Genomic DNA, 22,611 nt, shown 5'->3' with positions numbered 1-22,611 from the left:
AGACCTTGGTAACAGCAAGAAAAGCCCAACACCCCCCAAAAAAACACAACCCACCGCGTAAAGGCAAAAAAAACAAAAAGACAAAAAAACCTACAACCTAACAGCCTCCCCGCTCAACAAAGACTCCCGCAACGCCACCCCAATCCGCGTAGCCTCCAACGCATCAGCGAGTGAAGCCCCAGCCTGCGCAGCAGAAGACCCCACCCCATCCCGCACAGCCATAACAAACGCCCGCGCCTCAAACAAAAACGCATCTTCGAACCGCTCGAAAAAATTCGGCGTGCACTCATTCCGAATCCCGGTGGCGTCGTAAATCTCAACGCGATTCGCCCGCGGATTACGCCCGATAGCCAGCGCGCCCGCAGTGCCAATCACCTCGCTATGCGTGTCATTACCATGCGCCTGCGTCCGCGACGCATAAAACATCGCCAGCTTCCCGCCCTCGAACTCGCAGATCGCGATGCCGTTATCCACATCGCCGAACTCACGCAAGCCTTCATGCATCACCGCCGCCCCTGCGGCAAACACGCGTTTCGCGCGCGGCTTGCCGAGCAGCCACCGCGCGACATCGATATCGTGCACCGTGCAATCCAGGAAGATCCCGCCAGAGGTCGCCGCAAAACGCACGAAAAAACCATCGCTGTCGTTCTGATCCGCGGTCTGCGAGCGCACCAAAAACGGCCGGCCGATCTTGCCCGCTTCGATCTTGTCGAACGCGTCCTTATAGCTCGGGTCGAAGCGCCGCATGAACCCGATAGTGGCCTGCAGATGCGGATAGCGCGCGGCTTCCGCCAGCACCCTTTCGCACTCGGCGACATCCAGCGACAACGGCTTCTCGCAGAACACATGCTTGCCGGCTCGCAACGCATCGACAATCTGTTGCGCGTGCAACGAAGACGGCGTGACGAGCCACACCGCGTCCACCTCGCGGTCAGCCAGCAGCTCCGCATAATCCTCGTACAGACGCGGCGCGGGCAACGCTTCACGCGCCCAGGCCCGCTCTTCTTCCACCGGACTGCAGGCGGCCACGAGCGACGCGCCCGGCACGCGATGCGCCAGATTCTCCGCGTGCCGCTTGCCAAGACGCCCGAGGCCGACTACGCCCACACGAACCCGCGCCGTCGCGACCGTCATCACGATCCCTCACCGAGCTTGACCGCGCGCCCCTCGCGCCACGAACGGGTCGCGGCGTCGGCGAGTTCGAGTGCCTTCAAACCGTCGGCGACGGTCGTGCGCACCGGCTTGCCATGTGTCACCGCATCGAAGAAATGCGCGATTTCGTGCGCGTAAGCCGCGCGGTAGCGTTCGAGGAAAAACGCTTCGGGCACATCGCTCGACACCTCGGTTTTCGAATAGGCCGTGACTTCCGTGGGACGCACATTGCCCGCTTGCAACATGCCGTGGCTGCCCAGTACTTCGAAACGCTGGTCGTAACCGTACGCGGCGCGACGCGCGGTGTTGATCTGGCACAGGCGGCCGCGCTTCGTGCGGATCGTGACCGCGGTCGAATCGATATCGCCCGCCTCCGCGATCGACGGGTCGCTCAAACAACTGCCGGTGGCGTGCAGCGTGTCGGCTTCGTCGTCGAGAATCCAACGGAAGATGTCAAAGTCGTGAATCAGCATGTCCTTGAAAATACCGCCGGAATGCTTGATGTACTCGACCGGCGGCGCGCCCGGATCGCGACTCGTCACGACCAGCATTTCCGGCGTGCCGATCTCGCCGGCATCGAGTCGCGCTTTCAACGCGAAGAAGGTCGGATCGAAACGGCGCTGAAAACCGATCATGCACACCACGCCCGCTCGCTCCACCGCGGCCGCACAGGCACGCGCACGCTCCAGCGTCAGATCGACCGGCTTCTCGCAGAACACATGCTTGTTTTGCGCGGCGGATTGCATGATCAGATCGGCATGGGTGTCTGTGCTCGAACAGATCACCGTCGCGCCGATCGACGCGTCGCCCATCGCGCCGTCGATATCGGCGACCTGCGCACCGTGCTCGGCGGCGAGTGCCGCGGCGGCTTCACGATTCACGTCGACCACATATTTGAGTCGCACGCCCGGCTGCCGCGCGAGATTCGCCGCATGAATCTTGCCGATGCGCCCCGCGCCGAACACCGCTACGTCGATCGTCTTTGCCCCATCAGTCATCGTATCCTCCAGTGTCTTTGGATTCTTCAACATTCAATTCGAGCTTGTACGCAAGCGCGATAAACAACGCCTGGCACAAACAGATCGTGCTGGTCAGCGAGCGGAACGCGAACGCACTGCCCTCTTTCACATACAGTTGCGTGCTGGCATAACGCGCGAGCGGTGATAGTTGGCTATCCGTAATAACCAGCGTTTTGGCCTGATGATGATGCGCGACCCGCAAGCAATACTGCGTCTCTTTGCCGTAGGGCGCGAAGCTGATCGCGATCACCACATCGCCCTTTTTCACACTGCGAATCTGTTCGCGGTACATGCCGCCGAAACCGGACACGAGATGCACACGCTTGGGCGTGTGCTGCAGCGCGTAGACGATATAGCTCGCCACCGGGAACGAGCGCCGCACGCCGATCACGTAGATGTTGTCGGCTTGCTGCAGCATCTTCACCGCGGCGTCGAACTCCTTGTCGTCGAGGCCCGCCTCCAGTTCTTCCAGACCGCCGCGCGAGGCCGCGATGAATTCGCGCGCCACCGAACCGCCGGACAGCGCGCCCGGCTTCTCGTCGATCAGCTTGCGAATGCGCTGCTGATAACTCGGCGACGAACTGCCCTGCCCCGTGTAAGCCTGCCGAAAAACCGCCTGCAGATCGGAGAAGCCGGAAAAGCCGAAACGCTGCGCGAAACGCACCACCGCGGACGGATGCACGCCGCAACTCGCCGCAATGTCGCTGGTGCGGTCCACCATTACGCTGGAGCGATGCTGCTCGATATACGTCGCGACGTTCTTCAACTGACGCGGCAATGCGTCGTAGTTTTCCGCGATGCGCTGCATCAATTCTTCGACGCTGGGCAATTCCTCGGTGCTCTCTTCCGCCATGGTTCTCTCTCGGGTGCTTTATTGCAGTGCCGCAGCGGCTTCAAACGCCCGCCACATGGCCTCCTGACGCTGCCGATTATAGGCAGCGGGCGGATCAAATGGAACGTATTTTCTATTTTTATTTTCAATGAAATTTTCATTGCAACGCGTTGGAAGATCGCCTAATCTTGGTCGTGAGCGATGGCGCTTTGGTGGCAACACCCGGGTTTGTACGCAGATGCAAAGCCGCCCGCCAGACGCTCCCTTCAAAAACGACATACCGAGAAAGGTGGAGACAATGAGACTTTGCAAGGGCAAGGCTACGCTCAGGATTCTGGTGACGGCATTGACGTTGGCGACGGGATTCGGCGCGGCCTCGGCCGCCCGCGCGGCTGACGCGCACTTCGTGCTGATCAGCCACGCGCCGGATTCGGATTCGTGGTGGAACACCATCAAGAACGCCATCAAACAGGCCGACGAGGACTTCAACGTCGAGACCGACTATCGCAATCCGCCGAATGGCGACATCGCCGATATGGCGCGTCTGGTCGAGCAGGCCGCCGCGCGCAACTACGACGGCGTGATCGTCACCATCGCCGACTTCGACGTGCTGAAAAGCTCGATCAACAAAGTGACCGCGAAAAAGATTCCGCTCGTCACGATCAATTCCGGCACCGAGGAACAGAGCGCGCAACTCGGCGCGATCATGCATGTGGGCCAGCCCGAATACGTGGCAGGCAAAGCCGCCGGTGAGAAAGCCAAGGCAGCAGGCGTGAAGTCGTTCCTGTGCGTGAATCACCTCGCCACCAACACCGTGTCGTTCGACCGTTGCCGCGGTTTTGCCGAGGCGATCGGCGTCGATTACAAGTCGTCCACCATCGACTCCGGCCAGGACCCGACCGAAATCCAGTCGAAGGTCAGCGCGTATCTGCGCAACCATCCGAACACCGGCGCGATCCTGACGCTCGGACCGACTCCGGCTTCGGCCACGCTGAAAGCGGTCACGCAAATGGGTCTGGCGGGCAAGATCTATTTCTGCACGTTCGACTTCTCCGACGACATCGCCAAGGCGATCCAGAACGGCACGATCCAGTTCGCGATCGACCAGCAGCCGTACCTGCAGGGCTATATCCCCGTGGCCGTGCTGGCAATCGTGAAGAAAGAGCACACCACCGATCCCGCGAAGATCCGCCAGATTCTCGAAGCCAATCCGAAGTTCAAGGAACGGCTGGCAACCTATGGTCTCGCACCGTCGTACGGACCGAAGAACATCCGGTCGGGCCCGGGTTTCATCACCAAGGAAAACCTCGACAAGGTCATCAAGTACGCAGGGCAGTATCGCTGATTCTTTTCTCTAGCTAGTCACGCGCACGGCGGGCACCGCTTCGATTCGGAGCGGGCCGCCCGCCCCCGCGCATTTCACCGGCTGTCGTTCTCGCCACGCATCCTCGCGTGCGAGCCGCACACGGCCGGGCTCCAAGGAGACATCATGGGTGTAGCCGGCAAACACTTCCCACCGCACGTCAAGACGAATACCGGCGAGGCCGCGCCCTCGCTGCCCGATTCGGATGAACGGCTGCGCAAGGAATCCCGATTCGGCCACGTGCTGAATCGCCCCGAATTCGCCGCGATTTCCGGCGCGGTACTGGTGTTTCTCGTTTTCGCGCTGACGGCCGGCGGTTCCGGCATGTTCAACCTCGACGGCGTGATGAACTGGTCGCAGGTCTCCGCGTATCTCGGCATTCTCGCCGTAGGCGCCTGTCTGTTGATGATCGCCGGCGAGTTCGATCTGTCCATCGGCTCGATGATCGGTTTTGCCGGCATGATGGTCGCGATTCCCTCGGTGTACTTTCACTGGCCGATTTCGCTGGCGATTCTCTTCGCGTTCGCCGGCTCCATGCTGCTCGGCGCGCTGAACGGCTATCTGGTGATGCGCACGCGCCTGCCGTCGTTCATCGTCACGCTCGCGTTTCTGTTCATCCTGCGCGGCCTCACGCTCGCGCTCTCGATCATGTTCGCGGACCGCACGATCGTCTCCGGTGTCGGCGACCTCGCGCAGAACGACTGGTTCGCGAATACGCTGTTTCATGGCGTCGCGCTGAACGGTCTGTTCACGATGCTTGCGCGCCACGGCATCGGCACCATGCTCGATAACGGCCATGCGCTCGTGCCTGGCATTCCGAAGGTAATTCTGTGGTGGCTCGGACTCGCGGCGGTGTGCGCGTTCGTGCTGGCAAAAACGCGCGCGGGCAACTGGATTCTCGCTGTAGGCGGCGACGCCAACGCGGCCAAGAACGTGGGGGTGCCAGTACGTCGCGTGAAGATTTCACTGTTCGTACTGACCGCGTTCTGCTCGTGCCTCTTTGCGGTACTGCAAGTGTGCGACATCGGCTCAGCCGCGGCCGACCGCGGTCTGCAGAAGGAATTCGAAGCGATCATCGCCGCGGTGATCGGCGGCACGTTGCTGACGGGTGGTTATGGTTCGGTGGTCGGCGCGTGTTTCGGTGCGTTGATCTTCGGCGTGGTGCAAATCGGCATTACCTACACCAACGTCAGTTCCGACTGGTTCCGCGTGTTCCTCGGCGTGATGCTTTTGATCGCCGTGCTGTTCAATCACTATGTGCGCCGCCGCGTTTCGCAGGCGTAAAGAGGAGACGAACATGTCCGATATGAATACCACGGCGAACGCCTTGCCTGAATCGAACGCAAACGCGACCGCAGCCGCGCCGCACGAAGACGTGATCCTCGCATTGGAGAACGTCAACAAATACTTCGGCAAGGTGATCGCATTGAGCGGCGTGACCTTGCGCCTGAAACGCGGCGAAGTGCACTGCCTGCTCGGCGACAACGGCGCGGGCAAGTCGACGCTGATTAAGACCCTCGCCGGCGTGCATCAGCCCTCTTCCGGCCAGTATCTGGTGGACGGCAAACCCGTGCTGTTCGAGTCCCCGAAAGATGCACTCGATCTCGGCATCGCCACCGTGTATCAGGATCTCGCGCTGGTGCCGCTGCTCTCCGTGGCACGCAACTTCTTCATGGGACGCGAGCCGCAAAAGAAGTTGTTTGGTTTCCTGAGCGTGATGGACCTCGAAACCAGCGCCACCACCGCGCGCGAGAAGCTCGCCGAAATGGGCATCAACGTGCGCGACGCGCATCAGCCGATCGGCACCATGTCCGGTGGCGAGAAACAGTGTCTCGCGATCGCGCGGGCGATTCACTTCGGCGCGCGCGTGCTGATTCTCGACGAACCAACCGCCGCGCTCGGCGTGAAGCAGAGCTTCAACGTGCTGAAGCTGATTCACAAGGCGCGCGCCAAAGGCATCTCGGTGATCTTCATCACGCACAACGTGCACCACGCGTATCCGATCGGCGATTCGTTCACGGTGCTCAATCGCGGCAAATCGCTCGGCACGTTCACCAAGGAAACCATCAGCAAGGACGAGGTGCTCGACATGATGGCCGGCGGCGCCGAGATGCAGAAGATGATCGGCGAACTCGAAGGCGCGACGATCTGATTCATTCGCGCGACGGTTCGGTGCAGTCGCGCCGGCCGTCGCGCCCAGCTATTCAGGAAACTTCATGGATCATTCCAGCACATCCAGCGGCATCACGTCCGCCTCGACGCCGGCGCCGGCCAACGGCAGCCGCTTTGCGCCGGGCCGCAGCCGCGATATTGTCTGCCTCGGTCGCCTCGCTGTCGATCTCTACGCGCAGCAAGTCGGCGCGCGGCTCGAAGACGTGTCGAGCTTCGCGAAGTATCTTGGCGGCTCGTCGGCGAATATCGCCTTCGGCTGCGCGCGGCTCGGCCTCGCGTCGTCGATGCTGGCGCGCGTCGGCAACGATCACATGGGCCGTTTTCTCACCGAGACGCTCACCAAAGAAGGTTGCGACGTCAGCCACGTGCGCATCGATCAGGAGCGTCTGACCGCTCTAGTGCTGCTCGGCCTCAAAGACCGCGATACTTTTCCGTTGATCTTCTATCGCGAGAACTGCGCGGACATGGCAGTCGATGAAGCGGATTTCGACGAAGCCTTCATCGCGTCGTCGAAAGCGCTGTTGATTACCGGGACGCACTTCTCCACCGAGCAGGTGAACCGTACGAGCCGCCGCGCGCTGGACTATGCGCGCCGCAACCAGGTGCGCACCGTGCTCGATATCGACTATCGCCCGGTGCTGTGGGGCCTCACCGGCAAAGCAGACGGCGAAACCCGCTTCGTCGCGAGCGAGGGCGTCACCGCGCATTTGCAGCGCATTCTGCCGCTGTTCGATCTGGTGATCGGCACCGAAGAGGAATTCCGCATTGCCGGCGGCAAGACCGAATTGGTCGACGCACTCGCGATGGTGCGCGCCGTCACGCCGGCCACGCTGGTGCTGAAACGCGGACCAATGGGCTGCCAGATCATCGACGGCGCGGTGCCCGCCTCGCTCGACGATCTGCCGATTCACGGCGGCGTGGAAGTCGAAGTGCTCAACGTACTCGGCGCGGGCGATGCGTTCGCCTCGGGTTTCCTCTCCGGATGGCTGCGCGATCAACCGCTGGAAGCGTGCGCGCGCATTGCAAACGCGAGCGGCGCGCTGGTCGTCTCGCGTCACGGCTGCGCGCCGGCCATGCCCACGCCCGCCGAACTCGACTATTTCCTGCGCGAAGCGAAAGCCGATCCGCAGCGCATGCGCCGCCCGGATCGCGACGCAACGCTCGCGCGGCTGCATCGCGTCTCGCCGGCCCGCAAACAATGGGACGAAGTGCTTGGTTTCGCCTTCGACCATCGCAACCAGTTCTTCGAACTCGCGCAGCAAACGGGCGCCGACGAAGCGCGCATCGCGCGTCTGAAGGGTCTGTTCGTCGAAGCCGTCGCGCAAACCGAAAGCGCGTTGGGGTTGCAGAACCGCATTGGCGTGCTGATCGACGACCGTTATGGTCAGGACGCGCTGAACGCCGCCACCGGCCGCGGCTGGTGGATCGGCCGGCCGGTGGAATTGCCGGGCTCGGTGCCGCTCGTGTTCGATCATGGCCGTTCGATCGGCACCACGCTGATTCCGTGGCCGCAGGAACATATCGTCAAGTGCCTCGTGCAGTTCCATCCGGACGAGCCCATCGAGCAGCGTCTCGAACAGGAAGCGCAACTGCGCGCGCTCTTTGACGCGACGCAAGCAAGCGGCCATGAATTGCTGCTCGAAGTGATTCCGCCGAAACACGCGCAACTGCCGCAAGCGCCCGACACCGTGTATCGCGCGTTAAAGCGCCTGTACAACATCGGCATCTATCCCGAGTGGTGGAAGCTCGAACCGATGGACGCCGCGCAGTGGCGCAACGTCGACGCGTTGATCGCCGAGCGCGATCCGTACTGTCGCGGCGTGGTGCTGCTCGGTTTGTCGGCGGCCGTCGAGCAGTTGGACGAAGGCTTTCGCGCGGCGGCGCAATCGGCGACGTGCCGTGGCTTCACGGTCGGACGCACGATCTTCCACGAGCCGAGTCATGCGTGGCTCGCCGGAGAAATCGGCGACGACGAATTGATCGCGCGCGTACGCCGCACCTTCGAAACACTGATTGCTTCGTGGCGTGCAACGCGTGGCGCATGCGCCGCGCAGCCCAGCGCGCCGAACCCTGTCCAACAGGAGCAAGCCGCATGAATCAGCGCGTATTGCATCACGACGCGGCGTCCGCCAACGACGCCAGCCACGCTGGCACGCGCCCGGGTGGCACGGTGCGCCTGACGACCGCGCAGGCCTTGGTCCGCTATCTCGCCGCGCAACGCGTCGCGACTGAAGACGGCGAAGGCACCGAGCCGCTGTTCGGCGGCGTGTTCGCGATCTTTGGCCATGGCAACGTGGCGGGGATCGGCGAGGCGCTGTATCAGCACCGCGACGAACTGCCGACCCTGCGCGCCCACAACGAACAGGCGATGGCGCACAGCGCGATCGCCTATGCGAAGGCGCATTTCCGCCGCCGCATGATGGCCGTCACGACGTCGATCGGACCGGGCGCCACCAACCTCGTGACCGCGGCGGCGCTCGCCCATGTGAACCGTTTGCCGGTGCTGCTGTTGCCCGGCGACATCTTCATCTCTCGCGCGCCCGATCCGGTGTTGCAGCAGGTCGAAGACTTCCACGACGGCGGCGTCTCCGCCAATGACGCGCTCAAGCCCGTGTCGCGCTACTTCGACCGCATCGTGCATCCCGCGCAATTGCTGAGTGCGTTGCCGCGCGCGCTGCGCGTGCTGACCGACGCCGCCTTGTGCGGGCCAGTCACGCTCGCGTTGCCGCAAGACGTGCAGGCGCAGGCATGGGATTTCCCGGTCGACTTCTTCAAGCCGCGCGTCGTCACGTTTTATTCGCCCGCACCGCGTGTCGATGAAATCGAAGCCGCTATCGCGCGTCTGCGTCATGCCAGGCGGCCGCTGATCGTCGCGGGCGGCGGCGTGCTCTATGGCCGCGCAAGCGACGCGCTGCACCGCTTCGCGACCACGTATGGCATTCCAGTAACGGAAACCCAGGCCGGCAAAGGCTCGCTTGCGTGGAACGATCCGCTGAACGCGGGCGCGCTGGGCGTGACGGGCTCGCCCGCAGCGAACGCGCTCGCGCACGACGCCGATTGCGTGCTGGCCGTCGGCACGCGCTTGCAGGACTTCACGACCGGCTCGAACACCTTGTTCACGCAAGCCGACGTGATCGCCATCAACGCCAATGCGTTCGACGGTCTCAAGCATCGCGCGCAAGTGGTCGAAGCCGACGCGCATCTCGCGCTCGAAGCGCTCGCCGAACCGCTGCAAGGCTGGCACGCTGACCGCACGTGGACCGCGCGCGCGCACAAACTCGCGGCAAGCTGGCGCGATACGGTGAGCACGCTCACGCATGCGCCGCAGCGCGATACCGTGCTGCCTTACGAGGGCGATGTGATCGGCGCCGTGCAGCGTTCGAGCGCCAGTTCACCCGCGAACGATATCGTCGTCTGCGCAGCCGGCACCCTGCCCGCCGAATTGCACAAGCTCTGGCGCGCCGGCAAACCGGGCGCGTATCACGTCGAGTACGGCTACTCGTGCATGGGCTATGAGATTGCCGGCGGACTGGGCGTGAAGCTCGCGCGGCCCGCGCGTGAAGTGATCGTGATGGTCGGCGACGGCAGCTATCTGATGATGAACAGCGAGATCGCCACCTCGGTGATGATCGGCGCGAAGCTGATCGTCGTAGTGCTCGACAATCGCGGCTATGGCTGCATCAACCGCTTGCAGCAGGCGTGCGGCGGTGCGCCGTTCAACAACCTGCTGGAGAACTGCATGCAAGGCCCGCTCGGCGCGCCGCAGATCGATTTCGCCGCGCATGCGCGTGCGCTCGGCGCGCAAGCCGAACATGCGGCGAATGTCGCTGAACTCGAAGCTGCTTTGGAACGCGCCCGCGCGGCGGATCGCACTTACGTCATCAGCATCGATACCGATCCCGCTCGCACCACCGACGACGGCGGCTGGTGGTGGGAAGTGGCCGTGCCGGAGGTCTCGCCGCGCCCCGCCGTGCGCGACGCGCGCGCGAAATACGAAACGCAACTCGCGGCCCGCGCCGAACCGGCCGGCTCCGCGCAGAGCACCGGCTCCGCCGACAACGAATGAGGACGCCCGCATGACTGCTTTCGACGTACGTATCGGCATCAATCCGCTTTCGTGGATGAACGACGATCTGCCTTCGCTCGGCGGCGAAACGCCGCTCGAGGTGGCGCTGACGGAAGGCCGCCAGATCGGCTATCAAGGCTTCGAACTCGGCAACAAGTTTCCGCGCGAGCCTCAGGCGTTGAAGACGCTGCTTGCGCAGTACGATCTCGCGCTGGTTTCCGGCTGGTATTCCGGACGCCTCGCGCGACGCAGCGTCGAGGAAGAAATCGCGGAAGTCGGCCCGCATCTGGAATTGCTCGCGCAAAACGGCGCGACGGCGATGGTGTACGGCGAGGTCGCCGATTCGATTCAGGGCGCAGCGCAACCACTGTACCAACGCCCGCGTTTTTTCAGCGAGAAGCAATGGGCCGAATATGCGGCCCGTGTCGACGAATTCGCGCGTTATACACTGAGCCGCGGCGTGCGGCTCGCCTATCATCACCACATGGGCGCTTATGTCGAAACACCGGCCGACGTCGATCAACTGATGGCACGCACCAGCGACGCTGTCGGCCTGCTGTTCGACGCGGGACATATCACGTTTGCCGGCGGCGATCCGCTCGCCGTGCTCGACAAACATATCGGGCGCGTTTGCCACGTACACTGCAAGGACGTGCGCCCCGCCGTCATGAAGCTCGCGCGCAATCGCAACTGGAGTTTTCTGGACGCGGTCATCGCCGGCGCCTTCACGGTGCCGGGCGACGGCGCGGTAAATTTCCCCGCGATCGTCGAGCGCCTGAAGCGGCACGGTTATTGCGGCTGGCTGGTGGTGGAAGCCGAACAGGATCCGGTCGTGGCGCCATCGTTCGACTACGCGCAGAAAGGCTACAAGACATTGCGCGCGCTGGTCGATGCGCCGCTCGACGGCACACAGCAGGAGGCAGCATGAGTTTATTGGTGAAGGCGCAGCGCGAAGGCCAGACGATCGCGCGAGTGACACCGGAGTCGGCGTGCTGGCGTTATGTCGGTTTTGCCGCTTACCGGCTGGGCGAGAACGAAGTCGTGCACGTGTTCGAACCGTCGCGTGAAGTGTGCATCGTCGTGCTCACGGGCGCAGTGGATATCGAAACCGCGGACACCAAATGGAGTTCGCTGGGTTCGCGCGACAGCGTGTTCGAAGACGCCGCGCCGTATGCGGTCTATTTGCCGCCGAATGTGCGGGTCACGGTGCGCGCTTGCCGCGATGCCGAGATCGGCGTGGCGAGCGCGCCGGCCAAAGGCGAACTACCGGCGCGGCTGATCGAGCCGGGTTCGATGAAACGCTCGACACGCGGCAAAGGGCTGAATACGCGATACGTATGCGACATTCTTCCGCAGACCGAGCCCGCGGAGTCGCTGCTGGTGGTGGAAGTCAGGACGCCTGGCGGACACGCTTCGAGCTACCCGCCGCACAAGCACGACACCGACAATGTCCCGCACGAGAGCTCACTTGAAGAGACTTACTATCACCGGCTCGATCCGCCGCAAGGGTTTGCGTTTCAACGCGTGTACACCGACATGCGCGATATCGACGAGTCCATGGCCGTCGAGAATCACGACGTCGTGATGGTGCCGCGTGGCTATCATCCGGTGATCGTGCCGTATGGGTACGACTCGTACTATCTGAACGTGATGGCGGGCGGACAGCGAGTCTGGCATTTCCGCAACGACCCGGCGCACGAATGGATCATCAATAAGGACGCTTGATGTAGCAGCCCGCGCGGCGCTTACTACAGGCGCCGCGCAGGCTATTTTCTAACGGCCAGATCGACGTCCAGGCCGCCGTCTTCGCCCATCTTCACCGTTCCCTTCGACACGTCCTTGCGATAAGCGTACAGATCGAACTTCATCACGCCGGGGTTCGAACTGTCCTTGATGAAGGTGCGCGTATTCGTCACCAGCGAGTTGAACATCTTCACGTCGCCGGATTCGATCCAGACGAAGCTCTTACCCGCGCCCGCAGGCGGCCTCGCGGCGACGACATTGCCGTCGCGCTTGAACTTCAGCACGAGACCCTCGTCGGTGACCATCGCGCTGGCCAGACGCCCTTGCAAAACCGGCGGCGGAAACACGGTGTACTGATCGAACACCAGCTCGTTGCCCTTCAGCGCGACGCCCTTGCGCGTGAACGGCGTGAGCGAGGCGAGCGGAATATCCAACGCGCGCAGCAAGCCGGCCTGCGGCACGCCGAGCACCTTCACCGAGGTCGGCTCATACACGAGATGCCGCTCATCTCTGGCGACGATCGTGCCGCTCATCGTGGTCGGCAGCCAGACACCGGGAAAGCGATTCCATAACTTGATGCCGCCGCTCACTTCCAGCTTGCCGTCCACCGGTTGCAACTGCAAATCGTTGAGCGAGCGCGGCTCGTAGTCGAGCAGATAGTCGTTGAAAAGCGCCGCCATCGCGGGCCATGGCTCCACGACCTCGCCGCCGATGATACGGATATCGTACTGATCGGGATCGTCCAGATCGACCGGTTGTCCCGCCTTTTTCGGCACCATCTGCGCGTCCAGCGTGCGCACATGAAAACCGATGCGCCCCGACACGTAGAAGTCGACATTCTCGACGTGAATCAGCGGTGCGGGTCCCGACGAATGACGCTCGTCGCTCAAAGCCGAACCCGGCGTCGCCATGCTCTGCCCCGCGAATGCCGCGCGCGTGCCGACCGGAATCGCACGCGCCACCGACGCGGTCCGCACCGTCTGCGGCACGTGCTGCCAAACGAGCCGCGCCTGCGCGAGCGCGGCCTGCTGCGCGCGAATGAAGCTGTCGTTAAAGCGCGCGCTCGCGCTGCCGGTTTGCAGAGGCGTGTCTTTGTCCGCGCTGGCTAGCGTCGTATATGACGGCAGATGCACGTCCAGCGCGCCCGCTTCGTCGAAGGTGAAATAGCCGGCCGCCATCTGCTCGCGATAGTGGTACAGGTCCAGCACGAACGGCCCTGTACCGTCGACCGGCGTGAGCGCCATGTCGATGTTCATCGGCATCGAGCGCATGAATTTGACGTCGCCGCCCTGCACCAGCATGCCGCGTGCGGGCATCGTCGCGGGCCAGACGATGCCCGGCACGGTACGGTCGTCGAGCGTGAAGCGTACGCCTGCCGCACTCGTTTCAATCTGCGTGATCGTCATACGCAACGCGGGCGGCGGCGTCAGTCTGGCCACCTGCATCACGACGTCGTCGCCGTCCAGACGCGCGATCGGCGTGTCCACTTTCAGCAGGTCGGCCATCTTCACGTGCGCGGCCTGCATCAGCTTGTCGGCGCCGACGCCGGCCACTTCGACGTGATCGGCGTGAAAGACGAGTTCGTCGGCATCGCGCATGGACAGCGATCCGCTCAGCACGATCGGCACCCACGTCTCACGATGCATTTCGCCGGTGATGCGCAGATTGCCGCCGTCCTGCGGCACGACCCGCATGTTGCGCAGCGGCGAGCCCTGATACTGGAACAGGTAACGGTTGAAGATTGCCGTGAGCTTCGCCATGTCGAGCGTTACATGGCCGCGGTGGACGTTGATCGTCACGCTGGTCGGATCGTCGAATACGATCGGCTGGCCGGGCCGCGCCGGGCTCAGCGTCGCCGCCATGTCGTGAATCATGAAGCCGATATCGCCGGTCACGCGAAAGTCGACGTCGCGCGCGAACATCAGCGAGCCGTCGATGCCGGAATCGCGCAGCGTTAGCGGACGGCTGCGTTTCTCGCTCATCCCGCTCGCCGAGGGCACGCGCGCGGCGACGCTTTGCTCCGCGGCCAGTTGTCTGGCTTTGGCGAGTTCGAGTGAGGGGCGCGTCGACGAGGCGGGTTGAGCGGCGAGCGCGGCGTCCGGCGCTGTAGTGGCATTCGCGCGGCGGTCAGCGGTTCCGGCTTCGTTGCTTGACGCACCGGCTGTCGTGTTCGCGGGATTCGGCGTTGCGGAGGCCGCGTCGCCGGTTGTCGAACTGGCGTCGGCGCAGGCGGACATCAGCAGCGCGGCCGTCAACAACGCCGTGCTCACGCAGATCGGCGTATACCACCACGCGTGCTTCGACTTCAAATCTTGCAGAGAGTACGTGGACTTCTGCGGATCGTTCGCCGACGCTACATGCAATGCGCGTCTCCGTCTCATGATGTCTCCTCCTGAAGCCGCGATGCGCCTCTCGCGCGCCGGGCACGACATGGTTCGTCGCGCATACGGCGGCTTTAGACGGCAAGCCGCCGTCGCACGTCTTTTACCCAATTGTCTTTATTTGTCGGCGCGCTGCCGACAAGATTTCTGGAGGACGCTCACCAAACGATCAAGCGTTTGAATCGCTGCGGCGGCCGAGCGGAGAACCGCGTGCACGTGGCGTGAGCGGCGCGTGGACAAATAGGATTCAAACGGCACGATTGGCGCGATCCGAGCGCTCTGCGCGGATCGCACGATTCGTTCGACGTGAGAGGCATTCGGCAAGGACAGTGCAACGGTCACTCATCACGGTGCGGCGCCGCAATAAAGCGCCGCCAGCGGACGTGGATCCATCAACCGACGCCGAGCCATTCCCGCATCACGTCCGCCCGCTGCACGAACGACGCGAGCGCGCCGTCGAACACGATTTCGCCGTGCCCCATCACCGCGACGCGGCTGGCGATGTCCTGCGCGATCACGAGACGCTGCTCGATCAGCAGCATCGCCACGCCGCGATCACGCAAGGTCCGCAAGCATTGCGCGACCTGCTCCATCACGAGGCTCGCGAGACCCTCGCCGGGTTCGTCGATGACGAGCAAATCGGGGTCGCCAAGGAGCGCGCGAGCGAGCGTCAGCATCTGTTGCTCGCCGCCCGAGAGCGCGCCCGCGCGCGTGCGCTTTCGTTCGCGCAGTATGGGGAAAAGCGCGTAGGCGTCGTCGAAGGTGAAGCGCGGCGCGCGGCCGCGATCCCGTGGCGCGACGCCGAGTTGCAGATTCTCGTGCACGCTCAGCGTCGGAAATACGTCGCGATGTTCCGGTACGTAGCCGAGACCGAGACGCGCGATCTCGAAGGTGCGCAGGCCGCCGAGCGGTCGGCCCGCGAAACGCAGCTCGCCTTCGCTGCGCACGAGGCCCATGATCGCGCGTGCGAGCGTCGAGCGGCCCGAGCCGTTACGGCCGACCAGCGCCAGCACTTCGCCCGCTTCGATGCCGAGCGTGACGCCGTGCAGCGCCTGGCTCGCGCCATACCACGCGTTCAGCGCGCGAATCTCGAGCAAGGCGCTCATGTGCCGAACCCTTCGCCGAGATAGGCGGCGCGCACGGTCTCGTCCGCGCGGATCGCCGCCGGCGTGCCGCTCGCGATGATGCGTCCTTGCACGAGCACCGAAATGCGATCGGCGATCGCGAAGACCGCTTCCATGTCGTGCTCGACCATCAGCAGCGTGCGGCCCGCCGTGGTCTCGCGAATCAGTTCGACCGTGCGCGCCGCTTCCGCGCGATTCATGCCGGCAGTCGGTTCGTCGAGCAGCAAGGTATGCGCGCCGCCCGCGAGCGCGATGCCGAGATCGAGCGCGCGCTGCTCGGCATAGCTGAGCGTGCCGGCCTGAACGTGGCGGCGCTCGCTCAGGCCCACCGCGTCGAGCACGTGTGCGGCGCGCGCGTCGACCGTTGGCGAGCCGCTGAAACGCTGCCACCAGCGCGTGCGGTCGCGCTCAGCCAGCAGCGCCGCGCAGCGCAGGTTGTCGAACACGCTGAGCCGCGCGAACACGCTGGTGCTCTGGAAACTGCGCGCAAGCCCGCGACGCGTGATCGCGGCCGGCGCGAGCCGCGTGATCTCGGCGCCGAACAGATCGATGCGCCCCGCGTTCGGCCGCGCGCCGCCGGCGATCAGATTAAAGAGCGTCGACTTGCCCGCGCCGTTCGGACCGATCAGCGCGTGGCGCTCGCCGGGTTGGATCGCGAGATCGACGCCGCGCAGAATTCGCGTCGAGCCGAAGCGTTTTTCGATGCCGTAGAGCGCGAGCGCGGGGATCATCGCGAGGCTCCGGCGGTAGGCGTGGCGCTTGAGCGCGGGCTCATGAGCAACGCTTGAGCGCGCCTCGCGTAATGCGCGGCCAGTGCTCCCAGCGTGGCCAGCACAAAGACCATGGCGCCGAAGTAAAGCGGCGACGCGATGATCCACGACGGCACGCCCGGCACATCGAACGCCGCGCCGTCGCTTGCGCCGAATTGCGCCGCGTAGGCCCATTGCACGGCGAGCACGGCGGCCACGGTCCACGACAATGCGGCGGCCGTGCCCCACCAATACGTAGCGGTGCAGCGGCGCCAGCCGTGCGCGGCGACTCGCGCCATAAAACGCTGCGCGAAGCCCGCCAATCCGTCGGGCGACATCGCCACGATTACGATGAAGAACAGCCCCAAGTAGAACAGCCAGGCGCGCGTGACGCTCGCCACCGCGACGCTGAAAAACGTCAGAACGACCGCGCCCGCGACCGGCCCGAAAAACGCCGCCGTGCCGCCGATCACCGTGGCGATCAACACCGCGCCCGAGCGCATCATGCCGACGCTTTCCGTCGACACCAGTTCCACATTGACAAGCGCCAGCGTCCCCGCGATACCCGCGAAAAACGCTGACATCACCACGACGCCATAGCGAATGCGACGCGGGTAGCAGCCGATTGCCGCGGCCCGCACGGGGTTGTCACGCACGGCATTGGCAAGGCGCATGAAAGGCGTGCGCGAAAGCGCGAACATCGCCGCGCACGCGAGCAGGCACCACACGGCAATCAGCGCATACGCCTCGCGCGCCGGGCCGAAGCTCCAGCTTCCCAGCGGCACGCCGCTCGCGCGATCGATCGCCACGCCCGCCTCGCCGCCGAACCAGTCAGGCAGCGTCCACGCCGCGGCCGCGACGAGTTCGCCGAGACCGAGCGTGATCATCGCGAAGGCCGTGCCGGCGCGCCGCGTTGAAATAAAGCCGAACAGCACGCCGCACAGCGCGCCGCCAATTCCACCGACCAGCGGCAGCAGCGCGAGCGGCACACCGATCCGGTTGAACAGCTGCGCGGCCGCCAGCGCACCCAATCCCGAGTAAGCGGCATGGCCGAACGACAGCAGCCCCGTCTCGCCGAGCAGCAGGTTGTACGAAAGCGCGAACACGATCATCGTTGCAGTCTGCGCGAGATAGGCGAGCAGCCAGCTTTGCGGCCAGACGAAGGGCGGCACGACGAGGAACAGAAGCAGCGCAAGCCACGGCGCGAGCACGCTCCAAAGCGCACGCGGCGCGCTCGCGGACAGCGCGGATGATTCCCTGGCCTCAGGCATGATCATCGCGCCGTCCGAACAGGCCGCGCGGACGCAGCGCCAGCATCGCCACCAGCAGCAGATACGGAATCAGCGGCGCAAGTTGCGCGAGCGTCAGCGCGTCCCATTCGACGGGCAGCGTTGCGTCGAAAATCGACAGAACGTCGCCCAGCGACACATTGCTCGCCACCGCCAGCGTCTGCACGCAACCGACCAGCAGCGACGCTGCCAGCGCACCCGTCAGCGAACCCAGCCCGCCGATCACGACCACCACGAACACGATCGAGCCGAGCGACTCCGCCATCCCCGGCTCGACTACGAAGAGCGGCGCGCCGATCACGCCGGCCAGCGCGGCGAGCGCCGTGCCGGCCGCGAACACGCCGGTGAACACGCGCGGCACGTTGTGGCCGAGTGCTTCGACGGCGCTCGCGTGCGTGAGCGCGGCGCGCACGATCAGGCCCGCCTTCGATACGCGCAACACCGCGAACAGAACAGCGAGCATGGCGAGCGACACCGCCATCATGAACGCGCGGTAGCGGGCGAACGCCGCGCCGTAGACGGTGAAGAGCGGCCCATCGAGCACGGCGGGCACGGTCGCGGACAGCGGACTCAAGCCCCAGCCGAGCTTGACCAGTTCGCCCAGCAGATACGCGGCGCCGAACGTCAGCAGCAACTCGGCGAGATGCCCCTGCACGCGCACGCGCCGTAACAGCCAACGCTCGAGAGCCGCGCCGATCAGCCCGACGACAAGCGGCGCGACGACTAACGCGCTCCAGAACCCCGCGCGCGCCGCCACCGAAAATCCAACATACGCGCCGAGCATGTAAAAACTCGCATGCGCGATATTCAGCACGCCGAGCATGCTGAAGATCAGCGTCAGGCCCGCCGACAGCATGAACAGCAGCAGGCCGTAACTGGCGCCGTTGAGCAGATTGATGACGAACGACTGCACGCGCCTAATCCGGCTGATCCGCGACGCTCAACGGTTCGAGCGCCGCGCGCAATTGCACCGGCAGATTCACCGGGCGCCGTGTGACACGATTCACATACACATGCACGAAGTGTCCTTGCGCGGCGAGTTGGTCCTCGCCTTCCTTGAAGAGACCGACCTGATAGCGCACGCTCGACGTGCCGAGCCGTATCACGCGCAGGCCCGCGTCGATCCGGTCGGGGAACGCCAGCGGCGCGAAATAATTGCATTGCGTCTCGACCACGAGGCCGATCGTCTCGCCCTGCTCGAAATCGAGCACGCCGGCGCGGATCAGATACTCGTTCACCACGGTGTCGAAATAGCTGTAGTAGACGACGTTGTTCACATGACCGTAGACGTCGTTATCCATCCAGCGGGTAGGAATCGTCAGGAAGTGCGGGTAGGCGCCGCGCGGGGCGGATGCGGGTTTGTTCATGCTGGCGTGGTCGTCTCGGGCGTTATCGTGAACGTTGTGCGGCTGTTTGTTTTCGTCAATGCGATTCGGTCAGCATGCGCTGCGAGCGCCTTCGCTGACGGCGCGTGATCAGACAGGAGATATGAGCCGTGCCGCGCTACTCGCCCGGCACGGCTCATCGGCGAACTCGTCAACCGGCTCACTGCCCCGGTCTTTCGACGAACTCGAACGGCAGGCCGCGCCGCCGCATCCATTCGGCGAGCGCCTGGCCGGTGCCCGCGCGCCACGGCCGCAATTTGGCCGGCTCGACCAGCTGGTACTCCAGCAATTCCGGCGACAACGCAATCGTGCCGTACGCCTTCACGTGATACGCGATGATCAGTTCGTTCTTGCGCATGAATTCGTACACGCCGATCAGCTCGGCCGTCTCCGCGTGCAGCGAGGTTTCCTCGAACACTTCGCGGGTAATGCCCTCTTCCGGCGTCTCGCCGTTTTCGAGGAAGCCCGTGATCAGCGCGAACATGCCCTCCGGCCAGGCGGCGTTGCGCGCCAGCAGAATCTTGCCTTCGTATTCGACGATCGCCGCCACCACCGGCAGCGGGTTGTTCCAATGGACATAGCCGCACGCCGTATCAGGACAGCTCTGACGGATGCGGCCGCCTTCGTGTGCGGCGTCGGCACGCTCGGTCAAAGGCGTGGCGCAGCGTGGGCAAAATCGGTAATCGGTCATGGCGGGGAGGACGTCTTGTTGTCGTGTGTGATCGTGTTTGTCGTTAGCTTCTGGTTTTCACGCCGCGCACAACTCGCGCACCTCGGCGGCGAACCGCTCGACCGTTTCCGGCTGCGTATCCCACGCGCACATCAGCCGGCATCCGCCCGCGCCGATGAATTCGTAGAACTTCCAGCCACGCGCGCGCATGGCTTTGGCGGCTTGCGCGGGCAGTTGCGCAAAGACCGCGTTCGATTCTCCGGGGAACATGATGCTCACGCCCGGAATTTCCCGCAACCGCGTTTGCAGCAGTTGCGCCATCGCGTTCGCGTGACGCGCGTTGCGCAGCCACACGTCGTTATCGAGCAAGCCGAGCCACGGCGCGGAAATGAAGCGCATCTTCGACGCCAGTTGGCCGGCTTGCTTCAGGCGGTACGCGAAATCGTCGGCGAGCGCGCGGTCGAAGAACACCACCGCTTCACCCACCGGCAAGCCGTTCTTGGTGCCGCCGAAGCACAGCACGTCGACGCCCGCGCGCCACGTGATCTCCGACGGATGCACGTCCAGCGCGGCGACCGCGTTGGCGAAACGCGCACCGTCCATATGCACCTTCAGATGACGCCGTTTGGCGATCGCCGCGATCGCCCGCACCTCCTCGACGCTGTAGACCGTGCCGACTTCTGTCGATTGGGTCAGTGTGACGACTTTCGGTTTCGGGTAATGGATGTCGGCGCGGCGCGTGACGACGGCTTCGATCGCATCCGGCGTGAGCTTGCCACCGATGCCCGGCGCGGTCAGCAGCTTCGAGCCGCCCGAGAAGAACTCCGGGCCGCCGCATTCGTCGGTTTCGATGTGCGCGAGTTCGTGGCAGATCACCGAGTGATACGACTGGCACAGCGAAGCGAGCGCCAGTGAATTGGCGGCCGTGCCGTTGAACACGAAGAACACTTCGCAGTCGGTCTGGAACAGCTCGCGCAGGCGGTCGCACACCCGGTTGGTCCAGGAATCGTCGCCGTAGGCTGGTTCGTGGCCGCTGTTGTTGGCGGCGATCAGCGCGTCGAGCGCTTCGGGACAAATGCCGGCGTAGTTGTCGGACGCGAAATGTTGCATGGCGGGCGGCGCGTCCGGCGATGGGCGCGCTGGAATGACGGAAAGCGGTCATTTTAGTGCGCGCTGCGGTTATTTGTTTTCCGCTCGCTGCAGCGTGTGCAGCAACGCCTTTATCGACGTGCGCTCAGCGGCAGCCGCAATCGGGCATGCGGCCCCGGCCGCGCGGCATGCGCGCGACGACGAGTAGCCCGGTCGCGCCCAGCAACAACGCCCCCGCCGCCAGCCACAAGGCCGGTGAAAACGATCCGGTCTGCTCGGCGATCGGCGCGGCAACCAGTGGGCCGACGATCTGACCGACGCCGTAGGCCGCCGTCGCGTAGCCCATCAGGCCGGCAGCGTCGTCGCCACGCAGGCGCCGCGCCTCGCGCATCGCGAATAGCGTGATCGCGGTGAACGGCAGGCCGATCAGGATGCTGCCGAACGAGAAGCCGGCCGCCGTCGGCCGGACAATGCCGAGGGCGATGCCGCACGCCTGTAACACATAGCAGCCGGCCAGCAGTGTGCGATTGTCCCAATGCACGGGCAAACGCGCCGCCAGCAATGCGCCGACGATCAGCGCCGCGCCGAACATTGGCCAGAACAGGTCGGGCCACGACGAGCCGGGCAATGCGTGACGTGCAATGACGGGCAGGAACGTCGCGGTGATGATGTAGCCGAACCCTGGGATGCCGTAGAGAGCGACGAGCCAGAGGGCGTCGGCGTGGTGGGTAGCGTGGGTAGCGTGGGTGGTTGCACGTTGGACTGCCGCGCCCTCAGTCGCGCCGGCCTGGCCGGCGACATGCCGGCTCGTCTTGCCGGCACGCGCCTGATCGCCACTATCAGAACCGTCCGTGCGAGCGCTTCGAGCCTCTTCTCCGCCGCCGGACGCAGTGCCGAACACCGGCCAAACCACGACCGACAGAATCGCCGCGATCAGCCCAAACCCGATCCATCCCGTGGCGGCCCCGTACCCACCTGCCACACTGACCAGCAAGCCGGTGCCGACAATGCCCACGCCGGGCCCCGTATAGATCACCCCGCCCCACCCGTGCGCCCCGATTTCGGCGAGCCGCCGCAGGCCCCATTGGGACGCGAAGACGAACGTCCAGGCACTGACCGCGCCCGCGATAAACCGCACCGCGGCCCAGATCCAGAACTGGCTAGTCACGCCCATCGTCAACGTCAGCAGCACCGTCGCGGCGAGCCCCACGCGCACCATCCGCGCCGGCTCGATCCGCAGCGCCGCGCACGTGACCGCGCCGACGAAATACCCGGCGTAATTGAACGACGCCAGCCAGCCGCCATGCTGAATATCGAGTTGCGGCTGACCGGATCCGCTGCCGTGCAGCATCAGCGGCAAGAGCGGTGTGAATGCAAAGCGCCCGATGCCGAGCGCGACGGCCAGCGTGACCATGCAGGCAAGCGCCGCGCGGCGGGCAGCGTGGTGTTGGGCGAAGCTGCCGTGCGGGGTGGAGGCGAGGTCGTTCATAGGCGGCGGCAATGAATGCAGTCAACGGGTCGGATGGCGGATATCCATACTAGCTTGACGTTTCAATCACGAAAAATGAATAATTCGG

19 protein-coding genes are annotated in these 22,611 nt (G+C 64.5%); 7 read left to right on the top strand and 12 right to left on the bottom strand.

Annotation, left to right across the window (positions count from 1 at the left end):
* Positions 1 to 90: 90 nt before the first annotated feature.
* The 3 genes from B0G71_RS03945 to B0G71_RS03935 are packed head-to-tail and all read right to left on the bottom strand — an operon-like array spanning position 91 to position 3,024.
* A complete protein-coding gene (locus B0G71_RS03945) occupies positions 91 to 1,134 on the bottom strand; it encodes a Gfo/Idh/MocA family oxidoreductase (RefSeq protein ID WP_116139879.1) in 1,044 nt (347 codons plus the stop codon).
* Positions 1,134 to 2,150, bottom strand: a complete 1,017-nt coding sequence (iolG, locus tag B0G71_RS03940; RefSeq protein WP_116139877.1) for an inositol 2-dehydrogenase — start codon at positions 2,148 to 2,150, stop codon at positions 1,134 to 1,136. The genes B0G71_RS03945 and iolG overlap by 1 nt, the downstream gene beginning before the upstream one ends.
* Complete coding sequence (locus B0G71_RS03935; protein WP_106283662.1) at positions 2,143 to 3,024, bottom strand: MurR/RpiR family transcriptional regulator; 882 nt, start codon at positions 3,022 to 3,024, stop codon at positions 2,143 to 2,145. The genes iolG and B0G71_RS03935 overlap by 8 nt, the downstream gene beginning before the upstream one ends.
* 277 nt (positions 3,025 to 3,301) lie before the next feature.
* Here B0G71_RS03935 and B0G71_RS03930 point away from each other — a divergent pair, with 277 nt between their 5' ends.
* The 7 genes from B0G71_RS03930 (at position 3,302) to iolB (ending at position 12,329) form a co-directional block, all read left to right on the top strand.
* Complete coding sequence (locus tag B0G71_RS03930; protein WP_116139875.1) at positions 3,302 to 4,348, top strand: sugar ABC transporter substrate-binding protein; 1,047 nt, start codon at positions 3,302 to 3,304, stop codon at positions 4,346 to 4,348.
* 144 nt (positions 4,349 to 4,492) lie between these two features.
* A complete protein-coding gene (locus B0G71_RS03925; RefSeq protein ID WP_106283664.1) occupies positions 4,493 to 5,650 on the top strand; it encodes an ABC transporter permease in 1,158 nt (385 codons plus the stop codon).
* Between the two features lie 13 nt (positions 5,651 to 5,663).
* On the top strand, positions 5,664 to 6,518 hold the full coding sequence (locus B0G71_RS03920; protein ID WP_241974525.1) for an ATP-binding cassette domain-containing protein: 855 nt from the start codon (positions 5,664 to 5,666) through the stop codon (positions 6,516 to 6,518).
* Between the two features lie 64 nt (positions 6,519 to 6,582).
* Positions 6,583 to 8,634, top strand: a complete 2,052-nt coding sequence (gene iolC, locus B0G71_RS03915; RefSeq protein WP_116139873.1) for a 5-dehydro-2-deoxygluconokinase — start codon at positions 6,583 to 6,585, stop codon at positions 8,632 to 8,634.
* Entirely contained in the window at positions 8,631 to 10,604 is a 1,974-nt protein-coding gene (gene iolD, locus B0G71_RS03910; protein ID WP_116139871.1) for a 3D-(3,5/4)-trihydroxycyclohexane-1,2-dione acylhydrolase (decyclizing), read from the top strand. Before iolC ends, iolD begins: the two co-directional genes overlap by 4 nt.
* A gap of 10 nt (positions 10,605 to 10,614) precedes the next feature.
* Positions 10,615 to 11,532: a myo-inosose-2 dehydratase gene (iolE, locus tag B0G71_RS03905; protein WP_116139869.1), complete on the top strand. Its 918-nt coding sequence runs from the start codon at positions 10,615 to 10,617 to the stop codon at positions 11,530 to 11,532.
* On the top strand, positions 11,529 to 12,329 hold the full coding sequence (gene iolB / locus B0G71_RS03900) for a 5-deoxy-glucuronate isomerase (RefSeq protein ID WP_106283668.1): 801 nt from the start codon (positions 11,529 to 11,531) through the stop codon (positions 12,327 to 12,329). Before iolE ends, iolB begins: the two co-directional genes overlap by 4 nt.
* A gap of 41 nt (positions 12,330 to 12,370) precedes the next feature.
* Here the strand turns inward: iolB and B0G71_RS03895 are convergent, their stop codons facing one another.
* The 9 genes from B0G71_RS03895 to B0G71_RS03855 all read right to left on the bottom strand — a co-directional run bounded on the left by B0G71_RS03895 (position 12,371) and on the right by B0G71_RS03855 (position 22,523).
* Positions 12,371 to 14,728, bottom strand: a complete 2,358-nt coding sequence (locus tag B0G71_RS03895) for a hypothetical protein (protein ID WP_116139867.1) — start codon at positions 14,726 to 14,728, stop codon at positions 12,371 to 12,373.
* Positions 14,729 to 15,120: 392 nt separating this feature from the next.
* Positions 15,121 to 15,834, bottom strand: coding sequence for an ABC transporter ATP-binding protein (locus B0G71_RS03890; protein WP_116139865.1), 714 nt, complete (start codon positions 15,832 to 15,834; stop codon positions 15,121 to 15,123).
* Positions 15,831 to 16,583 carry an ABC transporter ATP-binding protein gene (locus B0G71_RS03885; RefSeq protein ID WP_116139863.1) on the bottom strand — a complete coding sequence of 251 codons (753 nt, stop codon included), beginning with the start codon at positions 16,581 to 16,583 and terminating at the stop codon, positions 15,831 to 15,833. The genes B0G71_RS03890 and B0G71_RS03885 overlap by 4 nt, the downstream gene beginning before the upstream one ends.
* Positions 16,580 to 17,872 carry a branched-chain amino acid ABC transporter permease gene (locus B0G71_RS03880; protein WP_181916708.1) on the bottom strand — a complete coding sequence of 431 codons (1,293 nt, stop codon included), beginning with the start codon at positions 17,870 to 17,872 and terminating at the stop codon, positions 16,580 to 16,582. Before B0G71_RS03880 ends, B0G71_RS03885 begins: the two co-directional genes overlap by 4 nt.
* Positions 17,865 to 18,803 carry a branched-chain amino acid ABC transporter permease gene (locus B0G71_RS03875; RefSeq protein WP_116139861.1) on the bottom strand — a complete coding sequence of 313 codons (939 nt, stop codon included), beginning with the start codon at positions 18,801 to 18,803 and terminating at the stop codon, positions 17,865 to 17,867. The genes B0G71_RS03880 and B0G71_RS03875 overlap by 8 nt, the downstream gene beginning before the upstream one ends.
* Positions 18,804 to 18,807: 4 nt before the next feature.
* A complete protein-coding gene (locus B0G71_RS03870; RefSeq protein WP_116139859.1) occupies positions 18,808 to 19,257 on the bottom strand; it encodes a thioesterase family protein in 450 nt (149 codons plus the stop codon).
* A 178-nt stretch (positions 19,258 to 19,435) separates the two neighbouring features.
* Positions 19,436 to 19,966, bottom strand: coding sequence for an NUDIX domain-containing protein (locus B0G71_RS03865; protein WP_116139857.1), 531 nt, complete (start codon positions 19,964 to 19,966; stop codon positions 19,436 to 19,438).
* 57 nt (positions 19,967 to 20,023) lie between these two features.
* On the bottom strand, positions 20,024 to 21,055 hold the full coding sequence (locus tag B0G71_RS03860; protein WP_116139855.1) for a low specificity L-threonine aldolase: 1,032 nt from the start codon (positions 21,053 to 21,055) through the stop codon (positions 20,024 to 20,026).
* Positions 21,056 to 21,179: 124 nt separating this feature from the next.
* Positions 21,180 to 22,523: a YbfB/YjiJ family MFS transporter gene (locus B0G71_RS03855; protein WP_116139853.1), complete on the bottom strand. Its 1,344-nt coding sequence runs from the start codon at positions 22,521 to 22,523 to the stop codon at positions 21,180 to 21,182.
* Between the last annotated feature and the right edge of the window lie 88 nt (positions 22,524 to 22,611).

The organism is Paraburkholderia sp. BL27I4N3 (genome assembly GCF_003386115.1).
Classification (GTDB): Bacteria; Pseudomonadota; Gammaproteobacteria; order Burkholderiales; family Burkholderiaceae; genus Paraburkholderia.
The sequence above is the reverse complement of the archived record's forward strand: the minus strand, read 5'-3'. Positions and strand labels throughout refer to the sequence as shown.

Coding starts and splice junctions, on each gene's coding strand:
- B0G71_RS03925 (WP_106283664.1), top strand. CDS start 4,493: ATGGGTGTAGCCGGCAAACACTTCCCACCGCACGTCAAGACGAATACC.
- B0G71_RS03865 (WP_116139857.1), bottom strand. CDS start 19,966: ATGACCGATTACCGATTTTGCCCACGCTGCGCCACGCCTTTGACCGAG.
- iolB (WP_106283668.1), top strand. CDS start 11,529: ATGAGTTTATTGGTGAAGGCGCAGCGCGAAGGCCAGACGATCGCGCGA.
- B0G71_RS03930 (WP_116139875.1), top strand. CDS start 3,302: ATGAGACTTTGCAAGGGCAAGGCTACGCTCAGGATTCTGGTGACGGCA.
- B0G71_RS03885 (WP_116139863.1), bottom strand. CDS start 16,583: ATGATCCCCGCGCTCGCGCTCTACGGCATCGAAAAACGCTTCGGCTCG.
- B0G71_RS03880 (WP_181916708.1), bottom strand. CDS start 17,872: ATGCCTGAGGCCAGGGAATCATCCGCGCTGTCCGCGAGCGCGCCGCGT.
- B0G71_RS03945 (WP_116139879.1), bottom strand. CDS start 1,134: ATGACGGTCGCGACGGCGCGGGTTCGTGTGGGCGTAGTCGGCCTCGGG.
- iolC (WP_116139873.1), top strand. CDS start 6,583: ATGGATCATTCCAGCACATCCAGCGGCATCACGTCCGCCTCGACGCCG.
- iolE (WP_116139869.1), top strand. CDS start 10,615: ATGACTGCTTTCGACGTACGTATCGGCATCAATCCGCTTTCGTGGATG.
- B0G71_RS03920 (WP_241974525.1), top strand. CDS start 5,664: ATGTCCGATATGAATACCACGGCGAACGCCTTGCCTGAATCGAACGCA.
- B0G71_RS03890 (WP_116139865.1), bottom strand. CDS start 15,834: ATGAGCGCCTTGCTCGAGATTCGCGCGCTGAACGCGTGGTATGGCGCG.
- iolG (WP_116139877.1), bottom strand. CDS start 2,150: ATGACTGATGGGGCAAAGACGATCGACGTAGCGGTGTTCGGCGCGGGG.
- B0G71_RS03935 (WP_106283662.1), bottom strand. CDS start 3,024: ATGGCGGAAGAGAGCACCGAGGAATTGCCCAGCGTCGAAGAATTGATG.
- B0G71_RS03860 (WP_116139855.1), bottom strand. CDS start 21,055: ATGCAACATTTCGCGTCCGACAACTACGCCGGCATTTGTCCCGAAGCG.
- B0G71_RS03895 (WP_116139867.1), bottom strand. CDS start 14,728: ATGAGACGGAGACGCGCATTGCATGTAGCGTCGGCGAACGATCCGCAG.
- iolD (WP_116139871.1), top strand. CDS start 8,631: ATGAATCAGCGCGTATTGCATCACGACGCGGCGTCCGCCAACGACGCC.
- B0G71_RS03870 (WP_116139859.1), bottom strand. CDS start 19,257: ATGAACAAACCCGCATCCGCCCCGCGCGGCGCCTACCCGCACTTCCTG.
- B0G71_RS03855 (WP_116139853.1), bottom strand. CDS start 22,523: ATGAACGACCTCGCCTCCACCCCGCACGGCAGCTTCGCCCAACACCAC.